Here is an 18809-nt window from a genome sequence, read left to right as displayed (position 1 = left end):
CAAGGGACGTAAAGAACCTGTGGCGGGGGCCTGGCTCCCGCTGGGTTAGGTAGCAGCCCCTCTCGCCACAACGATTCGGGTAAGTCTCAAGGCTACTGAAACCGGATGTCCTCTTTCAGATAACGAGCCAAATCGTCCTGTCGCTGGCAACCAATCAGTAGCCACAAGAGAATCCTGGCTTTGCGTGGGCAGACAAAGCCGGCCATCGATGCGCCTCTGCGAATCAAATCCATCTCGCCCCCCTTGAATCCGTAAGTCGAACGAGCCGTGGATCCTGAGCCGCAGCGAGTTGCAATAATGACCGGGATTTTTTTGGCAATGGCATCAACCGACGCAGTCCAGGTTTCAGAAAGATGTCCTGCACCGAAACCGGCGATGACTAACCCGTCGTAGCCCAGCGTGAGAATGTTTTTCAACAACAGGGTGTCGGCCGACAGGGATGCTTGTAGCAAGGCAACTTTTTGTGTCGTTTGCTTCGGCAACGGCAAGACGTTGCGTTGCAGTGTGGGACGCAGGTAGTGAACGCTGCCTTCCAATAACAGACCGGTCGGGCCCACGATGGGTGAAGAAAAAGCCTGTAATGCCATCGAATCGGTTTTGCGAACAGCCTGCGCCGAATGAATCTGCCCATTCATGACCACTTGAACACCACGCTGCCGGCTGCTCTTGGCCAAGCCAACCCGGCAGGCATCCAAAAGATTTCCCGGCCCGTCGGCGCCTGCCTGGGTTGCCGAGCGCATTGCGCCGGTCAGGACCAATGGTTCGTCGTGGTCCCATAGCAGATCGAAAAATGTCGCAGTTTCTTCCAGCGTATCCGTGCCTTGAGTGATGACAATCCCCACGGCACCTTGCTCGATTTGATAATTCGCCCAGCAGAGAACGCTCAATAAAAACTCGAAATCCAATGATGCGCTCGGCAACATTCCCAGTGTTTCGACGGTGACATGTGCCTGCGTCGTCAACTCCGGTACCGAAGCCAGCAGGGTTGCGCCACTGATGGTCGGGACTATTCCTTCTCCGGCGGCCCGGGCCTGCATGCTCACGGTACCGCCGAGTGACGCGATGGCCAGCTTGGGTAGGTCCATGTAATACCTCACTTTTGTAATGAGAAATGGCTGTACCCGCCTCAAGGTCGCAATACAGCCATAGGATGATGGGGTCAGTGGGTTATCAGAAATCCGATAAACGGAATGATAAGAAGGGTACTGATAGCCATGGACAGGACATTGGCGATGAAAGCGTGCATGTCGGCGGGTAACCGTTTGGCAATTGCGCACGCCAGCGGCGGCGCAATCAATGCACCCAGCAAAGCACTTGACCCAATCACCAGCCAACTGCCGCCGTAGGTCAAAATCGCCGCAGGTACGACAGATACCAACGGAATGTAGGTGGGATACCATCCGCGCAGCATCCACTGGCGACGCCAGATCATCACGCCCAGTGCCGAGGTCAGTGCTTGTGCGCCGATCAATTGGGGCAGCAAGCCCGAGCCGTAGACCGGGCTCATCGGGCTTAAGGTGTAAGCCAGCAACGCGCCCAGTATCAGTCCGAGGCTGGCCCATTCATTACCGAAGAACGGCGCTTCGGAAAAGTCTGCCAAGACCCGGCGCAAACTCCAGACGACACCGTAGTCTGGCGCCTTGGCTGTAGTGGGCAGCGATTGCGGTTCGGATGCTTTTCCGCTCGCTTGCGACTGCATCAGGCTCGGCAAGTGGCGACACAGCAGAAACGCAATGACGCTGGCCACCGCCATTCCGGAGACATTGCCGATAACGACCGGCAATCCCAGTGGATTGCAGACGTAGTTGACGATCAACAAACACGCAGGGGTGACCAGCAAGGCACCCATGATTGCGCCATTGACCGCTACCTTCCAGCCGCCGCCAAACATCAGCACCATCGCCGCGGGTAATGAAACGAAAGCTGCAAACGTGGGCTGCCAAGCTGTGGCTGTCACGGTCCAACCCCACAGAAGGTTACTCAGCAAGAGCCCAAGCAACGAACTGGTGACGAGCCAGGGCCACAGGCCGCTGCCATAGCAGATGGAAAAGCCTTGCCAGGCTTTTCCTGTCCGATTGGCCCGGTACGCGAGATATGCTCCGGCGAGCAGTCCGATAGAGGCAAACTCATGTTTGTAGAACGCGACCTCGCTGATATCCCCCAACACCCAGCGTAACCAAGCACTTGGCTGCGGCAGGTTGGATACCATGTGGCTGTAGTCTGGCCAGTGGGCGGGCCAGGAGGCGCGGTTCGTGAACGAAAGCCAGATCACCAGCGCTATCGCGCCGAGCATTAACAGGATGATGGCGATATCCAGCGGTGATCTGGCGGTATGCTGGCGTTGGTCGAGCTTTTCGCTTGTAGTTTCCATTGATTCGCTCCCTTATCAGCGCGGCAGACAAGGGTGCTGGGTATAACCGAGCATTTGATCGTAAAGATCGGCTCGACGATCTCGGTGCAGGTCATTCAAATTGTTCCAGATGGCAGCGCTACGGGAACTGGTCAGGTCAATATCGGCAAAAAGAACTTCTTGTTGGTCAGCGGAGGCTACCGCGCTGATCGGCCAGCCGTTGGTGCCTGCGATCAACGAACAGCCCAGATAACGAGCACCTCTCTCTTCCCCTATGCGGCTTGCCGCTGCGATAAATACGTTGTTCACGTGCGCGGCTGTCATCGTCAGGTACGACGCCATGCATTTGCCGGCGTCATCGAATAGAGGCGGTGGTGTCCAGACCCAATTGTTCAGGCTGCAAATGATGTCCGCGCCTTGCTGGCTGAGAATTCTCGGTACTTCCGGGAACCAGATGTCCCAGCAGATCAACAACCCAATGCGGCCTATTGGCGTTTCGAATACTGGAAAACCCAGATCGCCTGGCGTGAACCAGAGTTTTTCCAGGTTCCATAAGTGTGCTTTTCGATACTTGCCGATAAAACCGTCAGGCCCTACCAGAACGCCAGTGTTGAAGAGGCGCATGCCCTCGCGTTCCGTCAAGCCGGCCACCAGGTAAACCTTGTGTTGACGGGCGAAGTCCATCCAGGCCTGCACACTCTGCCCGCCGGGGATTGATTCTGAGTGTTCGAACGCATCCTGCCGGTTGCTGAAGAAATAGCCGGTGTTTGATAGCTCGGGCAGAACGATGAGGTTCGCTCCACCGTTTACCGCATCCTGGGCCAGCGCAAGGCTTCGGTGCAGATTCTCTTCGCGATTTTTTATACCGACCTGGGGGGCGAATTGCACAACCGCTACACGAACAGGGCTGGTTGGCTCGTTCATTTTCGTAAACCTCTTTTTATTGTTATTCACGCTGTTTAATGGCGTGTTCATAAGAGGTGAAACGGGCGCGGAGCGTAAGTCAGCCGTTTCCTTTTAGGCTGTAGGGCATCTCCCAAGATGAATGTGAGGAGCCCTTGGCAGGAGGAAATGAAGGCGGAGCCAGTGCTCGTCGTGCATGGCTCCAAGGGCAGAGTGGCGTCAGGGTGCGGTTCTGTAGTGCGGATAGTCGCTCATGGAAAAACCACCATTGAATATCGCGGCGGTTTTGTTGCAGATATGAATGACTGCGTCGACGGCGCCTCGAAAGCAAGGCTCTGTCCAGCCCGCATCCACTGAAAATGACTCGCCAGAAAAGTACAGGCCTGAATGATGTCCGAAATCCCTGTTGTACTTCATCAGGCCCACGGCATCGTAGTAGGTGCCAGGTCGGTATAGCTTTGCACAACCCAACGCATTTTTATCGGTCATCCACCGTTGGACCACGGCTCGATCGAGCCCGATGTAGGGAGAGATTCTCTCGCGGACATTGGTGCATTTCATGAGTATTCGATCCAGCTCTTTGGCGCACTTGGTTACCAGCTCCTTGTCGGTGAAGGAGGCGAGCTTGGTTGCGTCGTCTTCCCACGTGTAGCTCAGGAGAATGCAGTCATAACTGTAGTTATCGTTGTAGCGGTAGGTGTAGACGTCGTGAATGAAGCTGTCGGTGACGATGGCCTGCGGAATTTTGCTGTTTTTCGAAAGGAATGATTTTTTCAATGGCGCAAAGACCTTGCAACTGGTCTCCCAATGGGCTGTTTTATAGGCATTGATTGTCTCGAAGGGCAGCATTTGCGGCGTGAAGTTTTCAAGCTCGATCCGAGTTTCGATCAGCCAGGAAGGTAGCGTCATGATGACGGAGTCGAAATCCTCAAAACGGTGTTGGGTCTGTTCGGGTTGGCTGTATTTCCAGCTGTAGTGGACGCGCGTCTTTTGGTTGGCCAGTTTTACCAGTTTTGTTACGGATGAATCCGTGAGCAAACCATCGATTCTTTCGCGGCAGTGTTCGTAGACAGACTTTCGAGTTTCATCGGTTTTCATGAATAGCAGGCACTCGTCCAATGCGGCGAGCCCGATGTAGCGGGGACTGTCGAAAATCAGGCCTTTGGAGTCAAGAACCGCTTCGCTATGCAGGTAGGGCGAGGCGAGCGGGTCACCCGTCGAGTCCACCCGACCATGAATCAGTTGCAGGTGACTGCTGAATCCAAAGATGGCGGTACGCAGGGGATAAAGCGAGCAGACGTCATAGAAGGCCCCCCAGCTGCCATCGCCTATGCCAATCGCATAAAAAATCGCCGACTCTTCCAGGGACATTCCCATGCCGCCAAAGTCCCCCGATGAGCGCTCATCCCAGGTTTGCAAGGCCGGCATAGTCACCAAGTCGCGAAACGAAACGCTCTCGTACTTTGCAACAATGGCGGCCCACATGGTTTCCCATCCCTCGCTGGCGTAAACCTCTGCGACGTGTCGAGTCATGCGGTCGGCAAAGGCTTTCCACTTGGAATAGACCTGCTGCAGTTCCCTGCCGGGAGGCGGTGTGTGGCCGTCTTCATTCTTCCAGATTTGCATTTGCGGAGTCGGTTCACCGCCAATGCTGCCCTCGCGCAGAAAAATGCCTGTCGAGTGGACCCATTGGCTTCCTGGATTGGCGAAATCTGAAGTCGATAAGTCAAATGCCTTTGTGTAATAAGCCATCATCGACCGCCCTTCTGTCGGCGGCTCATCCGCCCGGTTAAAGAAGGGCATGCGCATCGCACCCATCTCAAAGGGTGTATGGCTCGCGGTGGAATGTTTGCTTCCGGGTACGGTCAGGTGCCTGCCGCCTATGCGCCTGGATTGCTCCATTAAGGTTATGTGGGTGAATCCGCAACGATAAAGCTCTCTGGCGGCAGTCAATCCGGTGATGCCGGCGCCTATGATACAAATTCTGTGTCGTGGGTCAGTGGCCTTGGCGATGCCATTTTTTTGCTCGACCAGCATTCGGTAGTCGAAGCACAAATCGGGTGGGTTAGGAAAGCGAGCCGACCACTTGTTCTTAGCCGAACGTTTGGTTCGGGCGACCTCCTTGGCGGCGGCGGAGGGATAGTTGTAACTTGATCCGATGGTCATTAATGCTCTTCCCTGAAAGATTCTTCAGGGAGCGATGTTGCGATACTCATATGGTGATGTATGTGAGCAAAATCCCGCCCTCGGACGCTCTGCATTCCGTTTCTTATGTAGGAATATGCAAGAAAGGCTGGCCGTGCGCCGCACATGCTCGAAAGTGGGAGCGAACTGGCTCGCTCCCACAGTGGGTCGTTGCCAAGCCCTCGGGCTACGCCGCCTGCTGAAACTGCTGTCGATACTGGTTCGGCGACAGGTCGGTATGTTGCCGGAACAGCCGGGCGAAAAAGCTCGCGTCGTCGTAGCCGACTTCATAGCTGATGGTCTTGATGCTCTTGCGGCTGCCGGAGAGCAGGCCCTTGGCGGTTTCGATCCGCAGCCGTTGCAGGTAATGCAGCGGTTTGTCACCTGTGGCGGTCTGGAAGCGGCGCATGAAATTGCGGATGCTCATGCCATGTTCCCGGGCAACGTCCTCGAAGCGGAATTTATCGGCGAAGTGCTCTTCGAGCCATTGCTGGATCTGCAGGATGATCACGTCCTGGTGCAGTTTCTGTCCGCCGAAGCCGATCCGCCCAGGCGAATAGCTGCGTTGCACTTCATACAGGATATCCCGCGCCACGGCCTGGGCCACGTTGGCGCCGCAGAAGCGTTCAATGAGGTAAATGTAGAGGTCGCAGGCTGAGGTCGTGCCGCCAGCGCAGAACAGGTTGTCGGCGTCGGTCAGGTGCTTGTCCTGGTTCAGGTATACCTGGGGGAAGCGTTCCTTGAAGGCGTTGAAGAAACGCCAGTAGGTGGTGGCTTCCTTGCCATCGAGCAGCCCGGCCTCGGCCAGCCAGAATACCCCGGTGGCTTCGCCGCAGAGTACTGCGCCGCGCGCGTGTTGTTCGCGCAGCCAGGGCAGGACCTGGGGATAACGTTGGCAGAGGGTGGTGAAATCATCCCAGAAGGCCGGCAGGATGATGACGTCGGTATTTTCCAGGCCACCGTCCACCGGCATGATCACGTCGCTGAAGCTGTTCACCGGTTTGCCGTCGGGGCTGACCAGCCGGGTTTCAAACGCCGGGGTCAGGCCGTGGCCCAGTTGTTTGCCATAGCGCAGGCTGGCCAGGTGGAAAAAATCCTTGGCTTGCATGAGGGTGGAGGCGAAGACCCGGTCGACTGCCAGGATGCTGACGCGCCGCAAGGGCGTGGAGGCGTGCATAGACATAATTCATCTTTATTTTTATAGGGGAAAGTGGTCAACAGACGGCTGGATCGTCTTATTTTTTGTCGGATGTGTCCAGTGTCCTGTCGTACCCCGCAGGCTTAGGCTCTGTCGGATAACCACGCCCAACAATAACCAAAGGTGCGCCATGATCCCAAGAACACTGTTCAGTCCCGAGCACGAATTGTTTCGCGACAGCGTACGAACCTTCCTCGAAAAAGAAGCCGTGCCGTACCACAGCCAGTGGGAAAAACAGGGGCATGTCGATCGCCAACTCTGGAACAAAGCGGGGGAGGCGGGCATGTTGTGCTCGCACCTTCCAGAAGCCTATGGGGGGCTGGACGCAGATTTTCTCTACAGCACGGTGGTGATCGAGGAGATCGGGCGCCTGGGGCTGACGGGGATCGGCTTCTCGCTGCATTCCGACATTGTTGCGCCGTATATCCTGCATTACGGCAGTGAAGCGCTGAAACACAAGTACCTGCCGAAACTGGTGTCCGGCGAAATGGTCACGGCCATCGCCATGACCGAGCCGGGCGCTGGTTCCGACCTGCAAGGGGTGAAGACCACGGCGGTGCTGGACGGTGATGAATATGTCATCAACGGCTCGAAGACCTTCATCACCAATGGTTTCCTGGCAGACCTGGTGATCGTGGTCGCCAAGACCGATCCGAAGGCCGGCGCCAAGGGCACCAGCCTGTTCCTGGTGGAGGCGGGCACGCCGGGCTTTGAAAAGGGCAAGCGCCTGGAAAAAGTCGGAATGAAGGCCCAGGACACGTCGGAATTGTTCTTCCAGGATGTCCGCGTGCCGAAGGAGAACCTGTTGGGGCAGGCCGGCATGGGCTTCGCCTACTTGATGCAGGAGCTGCCCCAGGAGCGTCTGACCGTCGCCATCGGCGGCCTGGCTTCGGCCGAAGCGGCGCTGCAATGGACCCTGGACTACACCCGCGAGCGCAAGGCGTTCGGCAAATCCATCGCGGACTTCCAGAACACCCGCTTCAAGCTTGCGGAAATGGCCACCGAAATCCAGATTGGCCGGGTCTTCGTCGACCGTTGCCTGGAATTGCACCTGCAAGGCAAGCTGGACGTGCCGACGGCGGCGATGGCCAAGTACTGGGGCACTGACCTGCAATGCAAGGTGCTCGACGAATGCGTGCAGTTGCATGGCGGCTACGGCTTCATGTGGGAATACCCGATTGCCCGGGCTTGGGCGGATGCGCGGGTGCAGCGGATCTATGCCGGGACCAATGAGATCATGAAGGAGATCATTGCGCGGTCGCTTTGATGTCGTAGTGACTGTTAGGCCGCTATCGCGAGCAGGCTCGCTCCCACAGGGGTTGTATGTCGATCACAAATGAGTGGTCAGACATAAATCCAATGTGGGAGCGAGCCTGCTCGCGATGGGGGCTATGAATCAATCAAGGCGCCGGGTTCGGCTGATCCTTGTGAATCGCCTCGATCCCCGCCAGCACTTCATCCGACAGTTTCAGCTCGAAACTGGCGATGTTGCTGTCCAGTTGCTCCAGCGTGGTGGCGCCAATGATGTTGCTGGTCACGAACGGCTGCCGGGTGACGAACGCCAGGGCCATCTGCGCCGGGTCCAGGCCATGTTCGCGGGCCAGGGCCACATACCGGCTGCACGCTGCTTCCGATTGTGGGTTGAAGTAGCGCATGAAGCGGCTGTACAGCGTCAGGCGGCCCTTGGCTGGCCGTGCGCCGTTTTCGTATTTTCCCGACAGAAAGCCGAACGCCAGGGGCGAATAAGCCAACAAGCCGCATTGCTCGCGAATGGCGATTTCCGACAGGCCGATCTCGAAGCTGCGGTTGAGCAGGTTGTACGGGTTCTGGATCGACACCGCCCGCGGCCAGCCACGGGCCTCGGCCAGGGCGAGGAATTTCATGGTGCCCCACGGCGTTTCGTTGGACAGGCCGATGTGGCGGATCTTGCCGGCGCGAACCTGTTCGTCAAGGGCTTCGAGGGTTTCCTCCAGGGGGGTGAACGTTTCGTCGGCCTTGTGCTGGTAGCCCAGTTGCCCAAAGAAGTTGGTGCTGCGCTCCGGCCAATGCAACTGGTAAAGATCGATCCAGTCGGTCTGCAGGCGCTTGAGGCTGGCGTCCACGGCTTCGACGATGTGGCGGCGGTTGTGCTTGAGGTTCTTGTCGCGGATGTAGTCGATGGTATTGCCGGGGCCGGCGATCTTGCTCGCCAGGATCCAGTCGGCACGGTCGCCGCGACTCTTGAAGTAATTGCCGATGTAGCGCTCGGTGGTGGCGTAGGTTTCGGCCTTGGGTGGCACCGGGTACATCTCGGCGGTGTCGATGAAATTGATGCCGGCAGCCTTGGCGCGTTCGATCTGGGCGAAGGCCTCGGCCTCGCTGTTCTGCTCACCCCAGGTCATGGTTCCGAGGCACAGGGCACTCACGTTCAGATCGGTACGGCCTAGCGGGCGATAGTCCATCGGGAGCTCCTTGGGCAAAACAATCATAAAAGCAGGTTGAAATATTTTTCGCAATCTGCATAATTGCGCACCTCTTTCTGCAGTGGAAGTGATGCGCCGCCGCCGAAGAATCTTGCCGTTGAACGGACGCGCCGACCCGAGCCCCCGAAAGCGTCTGTATCCGGCTGCCTTTGACTTGTCAAAGTACGCACTATTCAGTAAGATCCGCCGTCTAATTTACAGGGCGGCCCCTGAGGCTATAAAGAATGAAAACTTTTACTGCTAAACCGGAAACAGTAAAGCGCGACTGGTTTGTCGTCGACGCTGCTGGTCAGACCCTGGGTCGTCTGGCCACCGAAATCGCGAGCCGTCTGCGTGGCAAGCACAAGCCTGAGTACACCCCTCACGTTGACACCGGTGACTACATCGTCGTGATCAACGCTGAGCAAGTACGTGTTACTGGCGCTAAAACCACTGACAAAATGTACTACTCCCACTCCGGTTTTCCTGGCGGCATCAAGTCGATCAACTTTGAAAAGCTGATCGCCAAAGCCCCTGAGCGCGTGATCGAGACCGCGGTTAAAGGCATGCTGCCTAAGAACCCACTGGGTCGCGACATGTATCGTAAGCTGAAGGTTTATGCGGGCGCTGCTCACCCTCATACTGCTCAGCAGCCCCAAGAACTGAAGTTTTAACGGAATAGTTCATTATGTCGGCGACTCAAAATTACGGCACTGGCCGTCGCAAGACTGCAACCGCACGCGTTTTCCTGCGTCCGGGCACTGGTAACATCTCCATCAACAACCGCTCCCTGGATAACTTCTTCGGCCGCGAAACTGCCCGCATGGTAGTTCGTCAGCCGCTGGAACTGACCGAGACCGTCGAAAAATTCGACATCTACGTCACTGTTATCGGTGGTGGTGTAAGTGGTCAAGCTGGCGCAATCCGCCACGGCATCACTCGCGCCCTGATGGATTACGACGAGACTCTGCGTGGTGCTCTGCGCAAAGCCGGCTTCGTAACTCGCGATGCTCGCGAAGTTGAACGTAAGAAAGTCGGTCTGCGTAAAGCGCGTAAGCGTCCGCAGTACTCGAAGCGTTAATTTCGCTTCCGCTTTCAAAAGGCGCCCAGTTCCTCACGGAGCTGGGCGTTTTTTTATGGGCAAAAGAATTGCTCTGTGACAACTTGCCACATTCGTAGAGCCCCTATACTACAAGGCTTGGCGGTTTGGCCGCATGGTAATTACCTTGTCAGAATTGGGGCTTTTCATTACCATTCGGCAAAATTTTTATAAGTTCAGATTTTTACTTAGTAGACGCCTGATCTAACAGGCCACAAAGCTGATGGGAGAGGACTGAATGAGCAATGACGGCGTGAATGCAGGCCGGCGTCGCTTCCTGGTAGCAGCCACATCCGTGGTGGGTGCTGCAGGAGCGGTGGGGGCTGCGGTCCCGTTCGTGGGGTCATGGTTTCCCAGTGCCAAGGCGAAAGCCGCAGGTGCACCGGTGAAAGTGAATGTCAGCAAGATCGAGCCAGGCCAGCAGATGATTGCTGAATGGCGCGGCCAGCCGGTGTTCATCGTCCGCCGTACAGAGGAAATCCTGGGGAATCTGAAAAAGATCGAGGGTCAGTTGTCCGACCCGTCCTCCAAGAACTCGGTCCAACCGGAATACGTCAATCCTGAAACGCGTTCGATCAAGCCAGAGGTTTTGCTGCTGATCGGAATTTGTACGCACCTGGGTTGCTCGCCAACGTTCCGTCCTGAAGTGGCTCCTGCCGATCTGGGCAAGGACTGGGTCGGTGGTTATTTCTGCCCTTGCCACGGCTCCCACTACGACCTGGCTGGTCGCGTCTACAAGTCGCAGCCTGCACCTCTGAACCTGCCAGTTCCCCCGCATTCCTATGAGACCGACGACATCATTGTCATCGGCGTCGATACGGAGAAAGCGTGATGAGCAAATTCATGGATTGGGTTGATGCGCGCTTTCCCGCGACCAAAATGTGGGAAGACCATCTCAGCAAGTATTACGCTCCGAAGAACTTCAACTTCTTCTACTTCTTTGGCTCCCTGGCGCTGCTCGTTCTGGTCAACCAGATCGTTACCGGTGTCTGGCTGACCATGAGCTACACCCCGTCGGCGGAAGAAGCCTTTGCTTCCGTCGAATACATCATGCGCGACGTCGAGTACGGCTCGATCCTGCGTCTGCTGCACTCCACTGGCGCTTCGGCGTTCTTCATCGTGGTCTATCTGCACATGTTCCGTGGCCTGCTCTACGGTTCGTACCAGAAGCCTCGTGAGCTGGTGTGGGTCTTCGGCATGCTGATTTACCTGGCGCTGATGGCCGAGGCCTTCATGGGCTACCTGCTGCCGTGGGGCCAGATGTCCTACTGGGGTGCCCAGGTGATCATCTCGCTGTTCGGTGCGATCCCGGTCATCGGTGACGACCTGACCCAGTGGATTCGTGGTGACTACCTGATCTCGGGCATTACCCTGAACCGCTTCTTCGCCCTGCACGTGGTCGCGCTGCCGATCGTGATCCTTGGCCTGGTGGTGTTGCACATCCTGGCCTTGCACGAAGTCGGCTCGAACAACCCGGATGGCGTGGACATCAAGAAGCACAAGGACGAGAACGGCGTACCGCTGGATGGCATCGCCTTCCACCCGTACTACACCGTGAAAGATATCGTCGGCGTGGTGGTCTTCCTGTTCATCTTCTGCTCCATCGTGTTCTTCTTCCCGGAAATGGGTGGTTATTTCCTCGAGAAGCCGAACTTTGAGCAGGCGAACGCCTTCAAGACCCCTGAGCACATTGCCCCGGTCTGGTACTTCACACCGTTCTACGCGATCCTGCGGGCGATCCCGGACAAGCTGCTGGGCGTTATCGCCATGGGCGCGGCCATCGCTGTGCTGTTCGTCCTGCCGTGGCTGGATCGCAGCCCCGTCAAGTCGATGCGCTACAAAGGCTGGCTGAGCAAGATCTGGCTCGTGGTGTTCTGCATCTCGTTCGTGATCCTCGGCGTGCTGGGCGTACTGGCGCCGACGCCGGGACGCACGTTGCTGTCGCAGGTTTGCACCTTCCTGTACTTCGCCTACTTCATTCTGATGCCGTTCTACACCAGGCTCGAGAAGACCAAACCGGTTCCGGAAAGGGTGACTGGCTGATGAAAAAGCTATTTGCTGTACTGATTCTCGCGGCTATGCCTGCACTGTCCTTTGCTTCTACCTCTGCTGGTCCGGAGCTGGAAAAAGTCGACATCGACGTTTCCGACAAAGCTGCCATGCAGGACGGCGCACGTACGTTCGCCAACTACTGCATGGGTTGCCACAGTGCCAAGTTCCAGCGCTACGAGCGCGTTGCCGATGACCTGGGCATTCCTCATGAGCTGATGCTCGAGAAGGTAGTGTTCACCGGTGCCAAGCTGGGCGATCACATGACCATCGGCATGCAGCCTGCGGACGCCAAGACCTGGTTCGGCGCCGCGCCGCCGGACCTGACCCTGGTCGCCCGTGTGCGTGGGACTGACTGGCTTTATGGTTACCTGCGTTCGTTCTACGAAGATCCTGCGCGTCCATGGGGCGTGAACAACAAGGTCTTCCCGAACGTCGGCATGCCTAACGTTCTGGTCGGCCTCCAGGGTCGCCAGGTGGTAGGCTGCAAACAGGTTCAGATCGTTGAGGACGGTAAAAAGCAATTCGATCCGCTGACCGGCACCGCTTTGACGCATGAAGCCTGCGACCAGCTGACTGTATTGCCGAATACCGGTAGCCTGACCCCGGAGCAGTTCGACGAGAAGGTCAAGAACCTGGTGACCTTCCTGGCCTACTCGGCCAACCCGGTGAAGCTGGAGCATCAGCGCATCGGTACCTATGTATTGCTGTACCTGGCGTTCTTCTTCGTATTCGCTTACCTGCTCAAGCGTGAATACTGGAAAGACGTGCATTGATAAAGCTGTAAGCCGTTGCTGTTAATCGTGCGCGCCCAAGGGCGTCTCTAGAAATGTAACGAGCCTGGCCCGCCAGGTGTTACAGGAGACGCCCTCTGGGCGCGCTCGTTTTTCCGTTTTTCGATAATTTCAACAAGCGAGGAGGATCGCCATGGGCGTGACCAATCGGTTGGCCTGTTACTCCGACCCCGCCGACCACTATTCCCACCGGGTACGCATCGTACTGGCAGAGAAGGGTGTCAGCGCCGAGATCATTTACGTTGAAGCGGGCCGTCAGCCGCCGAAGCTGATCGAGGTGAACCCTTACGGCAGCCTGCCCACACTGGTCGATCGTGACCTGGCGTTGTGGGAGTCGACCGTGGTGATGGAATATCTGGATGAGCGTTATCCGCATCCACCTTTACTGCCGGTGTACCCTGTCGCGCGTGCCAACAGCCGTTTGCTGATCCATCGCATCCAGCGTGACTGGTGCGGGTTGGTGGATCTGATCCTGGATTCTCGGACCAAGGAGCCGGCGCGGGTCGTCGCGCGCAAGGAATTGCGTGAAAGCCTGACTGGCGTATCGCCACTGTTCGTCGATAAGCCGTTTTTCCTCAGTGAGGAACAAAGTCTGGTGGATTGCTGCCTATTGCCCATACTCTGGCGTTTGCCGATTCTGGGTATCGAACTGCCGCGGCCTGCCAAGCCGCTGCTTGATTATATGGAGCGCCAATTCGCGCGTGAGGCTTTCCAGGCGAGTCTGTCTGGCGTCGAACGTGACATGCGCTAAGGCTTAGGGAGCCGCTATGAACTCCAGTCGACCTTATCTGGTCCGCGCGCTCTACGAGTGGATTGTGGACAACGATTGCACCCCGCACATGCTGGTCAACGCCGAGTTTCCGTCGGTGCAGGTGCCGCAGGGTTTTGCCAATGACGGGCAAATTGTCTTGAACGTGTCGCCGGCCGCTGTGCGTCACTTGCACATGGATAACGACGCCGTCAGCTTCGAAGGGCGCTTCGGTGGTGTGCCGCACACTTTGTACGTGCCTATTGCTGCGATCCTGGGGATTTATGCCCGGGAGAATGGCCAGGGCATGGTGTTTGAGCTGGAAGCGCCGCTCGATGGCGAGGAAGAGTTCGAGCCGGATGATGACTTGCCGCCACCGGATGACGAGCCGCCGCGTCCTAGCGGGCGGCCGAGTTTGAAAGTGGTGAAGTAGGTAGATATGTGCCAGATACAGGCTGTTTGAAAGCTTGGTGACTTGGTTAAGAAAATGCCCGTATCGTGAGATGTGGGCATTTTTTTTGTGGCATGGTTGGTGTGTGTATCCGTTGCTGCGGTAACGGCGGCTTAGGGTTCCGCCCTTACGGCGGCTCACTTTTGAGAAGCGCAAAAGTAAGCAAAACGCTTTATGCCCCACCACTCGGCACCTCGCCTAGGCTCGGTGTGCCCTCGCTCCGGCATTGCTCCGTGGGCCCGCCGCGAAGGGCCATCCATGGCCCAGCGCGGCTAACCCGGCATCCATGCCGGGTTGCCCACTCCACAATGCCTGCGTTCGGTCAGCGTGGTTAACGGGGCGCCGAGATCAACGTCCACCGCGAGGCGGCCTAACAGCCGACCTGACTCTCCCGGTCGTACACCCGTTAGATCTGTGGGAGCAAAGCTTGCTCGCGAAGAGGCCGGCACATCCAACATCACCGCAAGCTGACACATCGCCTTCGCGAGCAAGCCCGCTCCCACATTCAATCTCCAGCGGACACAAAATTTATACCCAGCACAGCCCCCCTGTGGGAGCGAGCTTGCTCGCGATGAGGCCGGCACGCCCAGCATCCATGTGACTGAGCTATCGCCATCGCGAGCAAGCTCGCTCCCACAGGAGGCACGCGGTCTCATCAAGAACCAGGTCGGCTACTAGGCCGCCTCGCGGTGGACGTTGATCTTGGCGCCCCGTTAACCACGATGGCTGAACGGAGGTGTTGTGGAGTGGGCATCCCGGCATGGATGCCGGGTTAGCCGCGCTGGGCCATGGATGGCCCTTCGCGGCGGCCCACGGAGCAATGCCGGAGTGAGGGCACACCGAGCCTAGGCGAGGTGCCGAGTGGTGGGGCAAAGCGCTTTTGGTTACTTTTGGCGCTCTTCCAAAAGTGACCCGCTGTAAGAGCGGAACCCTAAGCTGCCGTTACCGCAGCAACGGATATACACATCGATCCCACCAAAAAAGAAGCAAAAAAAACGGCGCCCCCGGTCTCAGAAGAAGCGCCGTTTTTCTTGAGCAACTGAAGTTCAAAAATCAGTCAATGTACTCAAACAACTTGACGATTTTCTGCACCCCAGACACACCCTGCACCAAGTTGGTCGCCTGCGCAGCCTCTTTCTTGGTCAACAACCCCAGCAAATAGACAATGCCATTCTCAGTCACAACCTTGATGCGCGAGCCGGGAATGCTGGCGTCAGTGAGCATCTGGGTCTTGATCTTGGTGGTCAGCCAGGCGTCGTTCTGTCGCGCCAGCAGCGAGGAGGGTTGCAGGACCTGCAGTTCGTTATGCACGGTCTTGACCCGTTGCACGGCGCTGGCTTCCTGTTCGGCCTTGGCCTTGAGGTCGGCACGTGGGGTCTGGCCGGCCAGCAATACGACGCCGTTGAAGCTGGTGACGACGATGTGCGAGTTGTTGTCCAGGTCCGGGTCGGCCTTGGCGATGTTCACGCCTACCTTGGTTTCAATCAGGGAGTCGTCGATCTTGCTGCCGAAGGTGCGGGTGCCGCGGTCATCTTCAATCGGCTTTTCCCGGCTGGCGTTAACCACCGATGTGCAGCCGCTGATGCCGAGGCACAGGGTCAGGGCCAGTAGGCCTAGGCGATTAGGGGTCATTCTTCACTCCCGAACAGTTGGCTGTCGATCAAGTCGCAAAGGCAGTGGATCGCCAGCAGGTGGACTTCCTGGATACGTGCGGTGATATTGGCCGGTACGCGGATCTCGACGTCTTCTGGCAAGAGCAGGGACGCCATGCCGCCGCCGTCACGACCGGTCAATGCTACGACAATCATTTCGCGATCATGTGCGGCCTGGATCGCTTGAATAATATTGGCCGAATTGCCGCTGGTGGAAATCGCCAGCAGTACATCGCCGGGTTGGCCCAGGGCACGGATCTGTTTGGAGAAGATTTCGTTGTAGCTGTAGTCGTTGGCGATCGAGGTGATCGTCGAGCTGTCGGTGGTCAGGGCGATCGCTGGCAGGCTCGGGCGCTCGCGCTCGAAGCGGTTGAGCAGTTCCGAGGAGAAGTGCTGTGCGTCGCCGGCCGAACCGCCATTGCCGCACGAAAGCATCTTGCCCTCGTTGAGCAAGGCGTTGACCATCACTTGGCTGGCTTGCTCGATGTGCGGTGCAAGTACGTCCATCGCCTGTTGCTTGGTGTCGATACTGGCCTGAAAAAGCTGGCGAATTCGCGATTGCATGTCCATCTGTGTGACCTTAAGTAGCGCGGCTTATCGGCACAAACATGTGCGGCGCGCAAAGCAAAGAGCAAAAAAGTTAGGTGAAGGTGTCCGGCTCGGCATGGGCGCTTAACTGTCGAAAGCGTTCTGCAGCCAGTTCAACTGAGCGGCGTTGCTGTCGATGGCAACCACGTCGAAGCGGCAGGGATGATCGGCCCAGCGAGACTCGCGTTGCAGAAAATACTGCGCGGCGAAAATCAGCTTCTGGCGCTTGCGCTCGTCAATGCTGTCGAGCGCCCCACCCCATTGAGTATTTTTTCTGTAGCGGACTTCGACGAATACTACTGTATCGCCGTCAAGCATGACCAGATCAAGCTCGCCGCGTTTACACAACCAGTTCTGCGCCACCAGCCGCAGGCCTTGTTGCTGGAGATGCGCGAGGGCCTGGCCCTCGGCATCCCGTCCGCTTTGCTGGCGTGATCGGTCAGGCATCAGCGCTGGGTATCCGGCAGCCGCTGCACCTGGCCGTTGACGAACTCGGCCCATGGCAGTTGACGCTGTACGCGCTGGGTTGGAGACACTGCCAGGCTGCCCGACAGGCCTTCGATTCGGCTGTCCGGCAACGTCTTGAGCTGACCCAGGCGCGGCGCCAGGCGATAGGCGTCTGCACCCATCGCGTACAACCGACCCAGGCTGCCGCCCGCCTGGGGCCACTGGGCGGTGACCTGCTTGCGCAGCGGGTCATTGGCGTCGAGCAGCCACGGGGTTTCGCAGAAGCGGATACCGCTCATGTCGTTATATTGATTCTGGTCGCCGCTGGCGCTGAACACTGAAGACGTCGCGTAGACCGGCACGTCGCCAGCGTACTGGAAGTTCAGGGTCGGCTTGATCTGCTGGGCCTGTTGCGGCGTCGATGCCAGGAAGATGAACTCGATGTCCTGGCGACGGGACGGCTGGGCCGCGACCGTGGTGCCAACGGTGCTTTGCAGGCTCTTGGCGCGACCTTCGCTCTGGCGCAGTTGGAACATGTCGGCGATCTGCTGGGCCAGTTGGACCGGTTGGTCGACCCGTTCGATTGCGATGATGGTGCCGCCATTGGCCTGCCAGTCCTGGCTGAAGGCTTTGAGTACGCGATCGCCCCATTCACCCTTCGGTACCATGACGGCGGCGCGATGCAGGCCATCGGCGCGGGCGCGGCGGGAGACTTCGCGAGCTTCATCCTCCGGTGCCAGGCCGAACTGGAACAGTTGCGGTGGCCCTTGCTCGCCTTCGCTGTAGTTCAGCGCCAGGGTAGTGATCGGCAGTTGCGGGCGAGTACTGATCTGCTTGACCAGTGGTTTTTCCAGCGGTCCGACTACCAGTTGCACGCCATCGGCCTGGGCCTTGCGATAGAACTCGTCCATGGAGGTCAGGCTGGAGCTGTCGTAGAACTGGATGCTTGGCGGCTTCTGCCCGGCCTGCTGGGCCTGGTAGTGCGCGGCCATGAAGCCCTCGCGCAAGGCCTTGGCAACCGCAGCCAGCGGGCCATTCTGTGGCAGCAGCAGGGCGATCTTGCTCAGTGGCTGGCTCGCCAGTTCCTTGAGCTTGACCAGGGGGGTTGGCAGCTGCAGGGCGGCGGGGTGCTTCGGGTTCTGTTCGCGCCAGTGGTCGATGGCCGCCTGCTGTTGTTCCAGGGTGCCGGCGGTCTTGACGGCCTGGGCCAGGCTCAGCCAACCGCCTAGGTCGTCGTTGGAGCTTGGCTGCAACTGGTCGGTGGGCAGCGAGGCGATCAGCGACCAGATGGCTTCGTGGTTTTTTGCCGCGGCGTCGTTTTCCAGCAGGGGCGCGATGAAAATGCGCTCCTTGGCGGCGGCCAGGGTCTGGCCATCGGCCTCCAGGGCGCGGGCGCGGACGGTACCGGTACGGACCTGCTGCTCCACCGGCATTTCGCTCAGGTGTTGCAGGCTTGGGTGGCTCAGGGCGGTCAGTGCCGCCTTGGGCTGATTGCGGGTCATCGCCAGTTCAGCCGACAGCGTGCTGGCGAAAATCTGCTGGCCGGGCTTGAGTTGCTCCATCGGCACTTGTTGCAGGATCTGTGCGGACTGGCCGGCATTGCCCTGGCGGTAGGCCAGGTCAGCAGCGCTCAGGCGCAGCAGGGCGGCTTTTTCCGGATTTTTGCTTTGGGTGGCCTGTTCGAGCAACTGCTCGATACTGGCATCCGGGGTGCGTGGGAGTTCGCCAAGGCTGGACGAGGGCGAGCTGGCGCAGGCCGCCAGGAGGGCAGCGAGGCAGAGGGCGGAGAGCAGCCGCAGGCAAGCGATCATGTAAGTGTTCCTGATACGAGATCAAATAAGCGTCGAATTGTACCCAAGCACTGGCCGGGGCGCGATGTTAGTGGTGTGAATCGATCAATTTAGG

The 18809-nt window shown here is 58.1% G+C and carries 18 protein-coding genes; 8 read left to right on the top strand and 10 right to left on the bottom strand.

Annotated features, from left to right (window positions below; translation table 11 throughout):
* Positions 1 to 92 precede the first annotated feature (92 nt).
* From HU749_RS24450 to HU749_RS24430, 5 genes are all read right to left on the bottom strand, one after another.
* Positions 93 to 1085 carry an asparaginase gene (locus HU749_RS24450; RefSeq protein ID WP_079302579.1) on the bottom strand — a complete coding sequence of 331 codons (993 nt, stop codon included), beginning with the start codon at positions 1083 to 1085 and terminating at the stop codon, positions 93 to 95.
* 74 nt (positions 1086 to 1159) lie between these two features.
* Positions 1160 to 2371 carry a hypothetical protein gene (locus tag HU749_RS24445; RefSeq protein WP_186651837.1) on the bottom strand — a complete coding sequence of 404 codons (1212 nt, stop codon included), beginning with the start codon at positions 2369 to 2371 and terminating at the stop codon, positions 1160 to 1162.
* A gap of 15 nt (positions 2372 to 2386) precedes the next feature.
* Positions 2387 to 3274: a nitrilase family protein gene (locus HU749_RS24440; protein WP_186651835.1), complete on the bottom strand. Its 888-nt coding sequence runs from the start codon at positions 3272 to 3274 to the stop codon at positions 2387 to 2389.
* Positions 3275 to 3472: 198 nt separating this feature from the next.
* Positions 3473 to 5419 (bottom strand): flavin monoamine oxidase family protein, encoded by a 1947-nt coding sequence (locus HU749_RS24435; RefSeq protein ID WP_186651832.1) that lies wholly within the window; start codon positions 5417 to 5419, stop codon positions 3473 to 3475.
* Positions 5420 to 5624: 205 nt separating this feature from the next.
* Positions 5625 to 6521 carry a GlxA family transcriptional regulator gene (locus HU749_RS24430; protein ID WP_172436044.1) on the bottom strand — a complete coding sequence of 299 codons (897 nt, stop codon included), beginning with the start codon at positions 6519 to 6521 and terminating at the stop codon, positions 5625 to 5627.
* Between the two features lie 244 nt (positions 6522 to 6765).
* Between HU749_RS24430 and HU749_RS24425 the strand changes: the two genes are divergently transcribed.
* Positions 6766 to 7902 (top strand): acyl-CoA dehydrogenase family protein, encoded by a 1137-nt coding sequence (locus HU749_RS24425; RefSeq protein ID WP_003205367.1) that lies wholly within the window; start codon positions 6766 to 6768, stop codon positions 7900 to 7902.
* A 133-nt stretch (positions 7903 to 8035) separates the two neighbouring features.
* Here HU749_RS24425 and HU749_RS24420 read toward each other — a convergent pair whose 3' ends face one another.
* The gene (locus tag HU749_RS24420; protein ID WP_018604268.1) at positions 8036 to 9076 is read right to left on the bottom strand and encodes an NADP(H)-dependent aldo-keto reductase; all 1041 of its coding nucleotides are present in this window, start codon (positions 9074 to 9076) and stop codon (positions 8036 to 8038) included.
* Between the two features lie 245 nt (positions 9077 to 9321).
* On the opposite strand from HU749_RS24420, the gene rplM reads away from it, so the two are divergent.
* From rplM to HU749_RS24385, 7 genes are all read left to right on the top strand, one after another.
* Entirely contained in the window at positions 9322 to 9750 is a 429-nt protein-coding gene (rplM, locus tag HU749_RS24415) for a 50S ribosomal protein L13 (RefSeq protein ID WP_003205365.1), read from the top strand.
* A gap of 14 nt (positions 9751 to 9764) precedes the next feature.
* Complete coding sequence (rpsI, locus tag HU749_RS24410) at positions 9765 to 10157, top strand: 30S ribosomal protein S9 (protein WP_003205364.1); 393 nt, start codon at positions 9765 to 9767, stop codon at positions 10155 to 10157.
* Positions 10158 to 10413: 256 nt separating this feature from the next.
* On the top strand, positions 10414 to 11007 hold the full coding sequence (gene petA / locus HU749_RS24405; RefSeq protein WP_003205363.1) for a ubiquinol-cytochrome c reductase iron-sulfur subunit: 594 nt from the start codon (positions 10414 to 10416) through the stop codon (positions 11005 to 11007).
* A complete protein-coding gene (locus HU749_RS24400; RefSeq protein WP_046063607.1) occupies positions 11007 to 12218 on the top strand; it encodes a cytochrome b in 1212 nt (403 codons plus the stop codon). The genes petA and HU749_RS24400 overlap by 1 nt, the downstream gene beginning before the upstream one ends.
* Complete coding sequence (locus HU749_RS24395; protein ID WP_014340077.1) at positions 12218 to 13000, top strand: cytochrome c1; 783 nt, start codon at positions 12218 to 12220, stop codon at positions 12998 to 13000. The genes HU749_RS24400 and HU749_RS24395 overlap by 1 nt, the downstream gene beginning before the upstream one ends.
* 151 nt (positions 13001 to 13151) lie before the next feature.
* Complete coding sequence (locus tag HU749_RS24390; protein ID WP_003178195.1) at positions 13152 to 13769, top strand: glutathione S-transferase N-terminal domain-containing protein; 618 nt, start codon at positions 13152 to 13154, stop codon at positions 13767 to 13769.
* 16 nt (positions 13770 to 13785) lie between these two features.
* The gene (locus HU749_RS24385) at positions 13786 to 14199 is read left to right on the top strand and encodes a ClpXP protease specificity-enhancing factor (RefSeq protein ID WP_003205360.1); all 414 of its coding nucleotides are present in this window, start codon (positions 13786 to 13788) and stop codon (positions 14197 to 14199) included.
* 1071 nt (positions 14200 to 15270) lie between these two features.
* Here the strand turns inward: HU749_RS24385 and HU749_RS24380 are convergent.
* The 4 genes from HU749_RS24380 to HU749_RS24365 all read right to left on the bottom strand — a co-directional run bounded on the left by HU749_RS24380 (position 15271) and on the right by HU749_RS24365 (position 18715).
* Positions 15271 to 15849: a BON domain-containing protein gene (locus tag HU749_RS24380; protein ID WP_003178201.1), complete on the bottom strand. Its 579-nt coding sequence runs from the start codon at positions 15847 to 15849 to the stop codon at positions 15271 to 15273.
* A complete protein-coding gene (locus tag HU749_RS24375; RefSeq protein ID WP_186651830.1) occupies positions 15846 to 16439 on the bottom strand; it encodes a phosphoheptose isomerase in 594 nt (197 codons plus the stop codon). The genes HU749_RS24380 and HU749_RS24375 overlap by 4 nt, the downstream gene beginning before the upstream one ends.
* A gap of 102 nt (positions 16440 to 16541) precedes the next feature.
* On the bottom strand, positions 16542 to 16904 hold the full coding sequence (locus tag HU749_RS24370) for a YraN family protein (protein ID WP_014340075.1): 363 nt from the start codon (positions 16902 to 16904) through the stop codon (positions 16542 to 16544).
* Complete coding sequence (locus HU749_RS24365) at positions 16904 to 18715, bottom strand: penicillin-binding protein activator (protein ID WP_079302574.1); 1812 nt, start codon at positions 18713 to 18715, stop codon at positions 16904 to 16906. The genes HU749_RS24370 and HU749_RS24365 overlap by 1 nt, the downstream gene beginning before the upstream one ends.
* Positions 18716 to 18809 lie beyond the last annotated feature (94 nt).

Origin of the sequence: Pseudomonas ogarae (assembly GCF_014268695.2) — a bacterium.
GTDB lineage: Bacteria > Pseudomonadota > Gammaproteobacteria > Pseudomonadales > Pseudomonadaceae > Aquipseudomonas > Aquipseudomonas kilonensis.
This window is presented reverse-complemented; position numbering and strand designations above follow the sequence as displayed.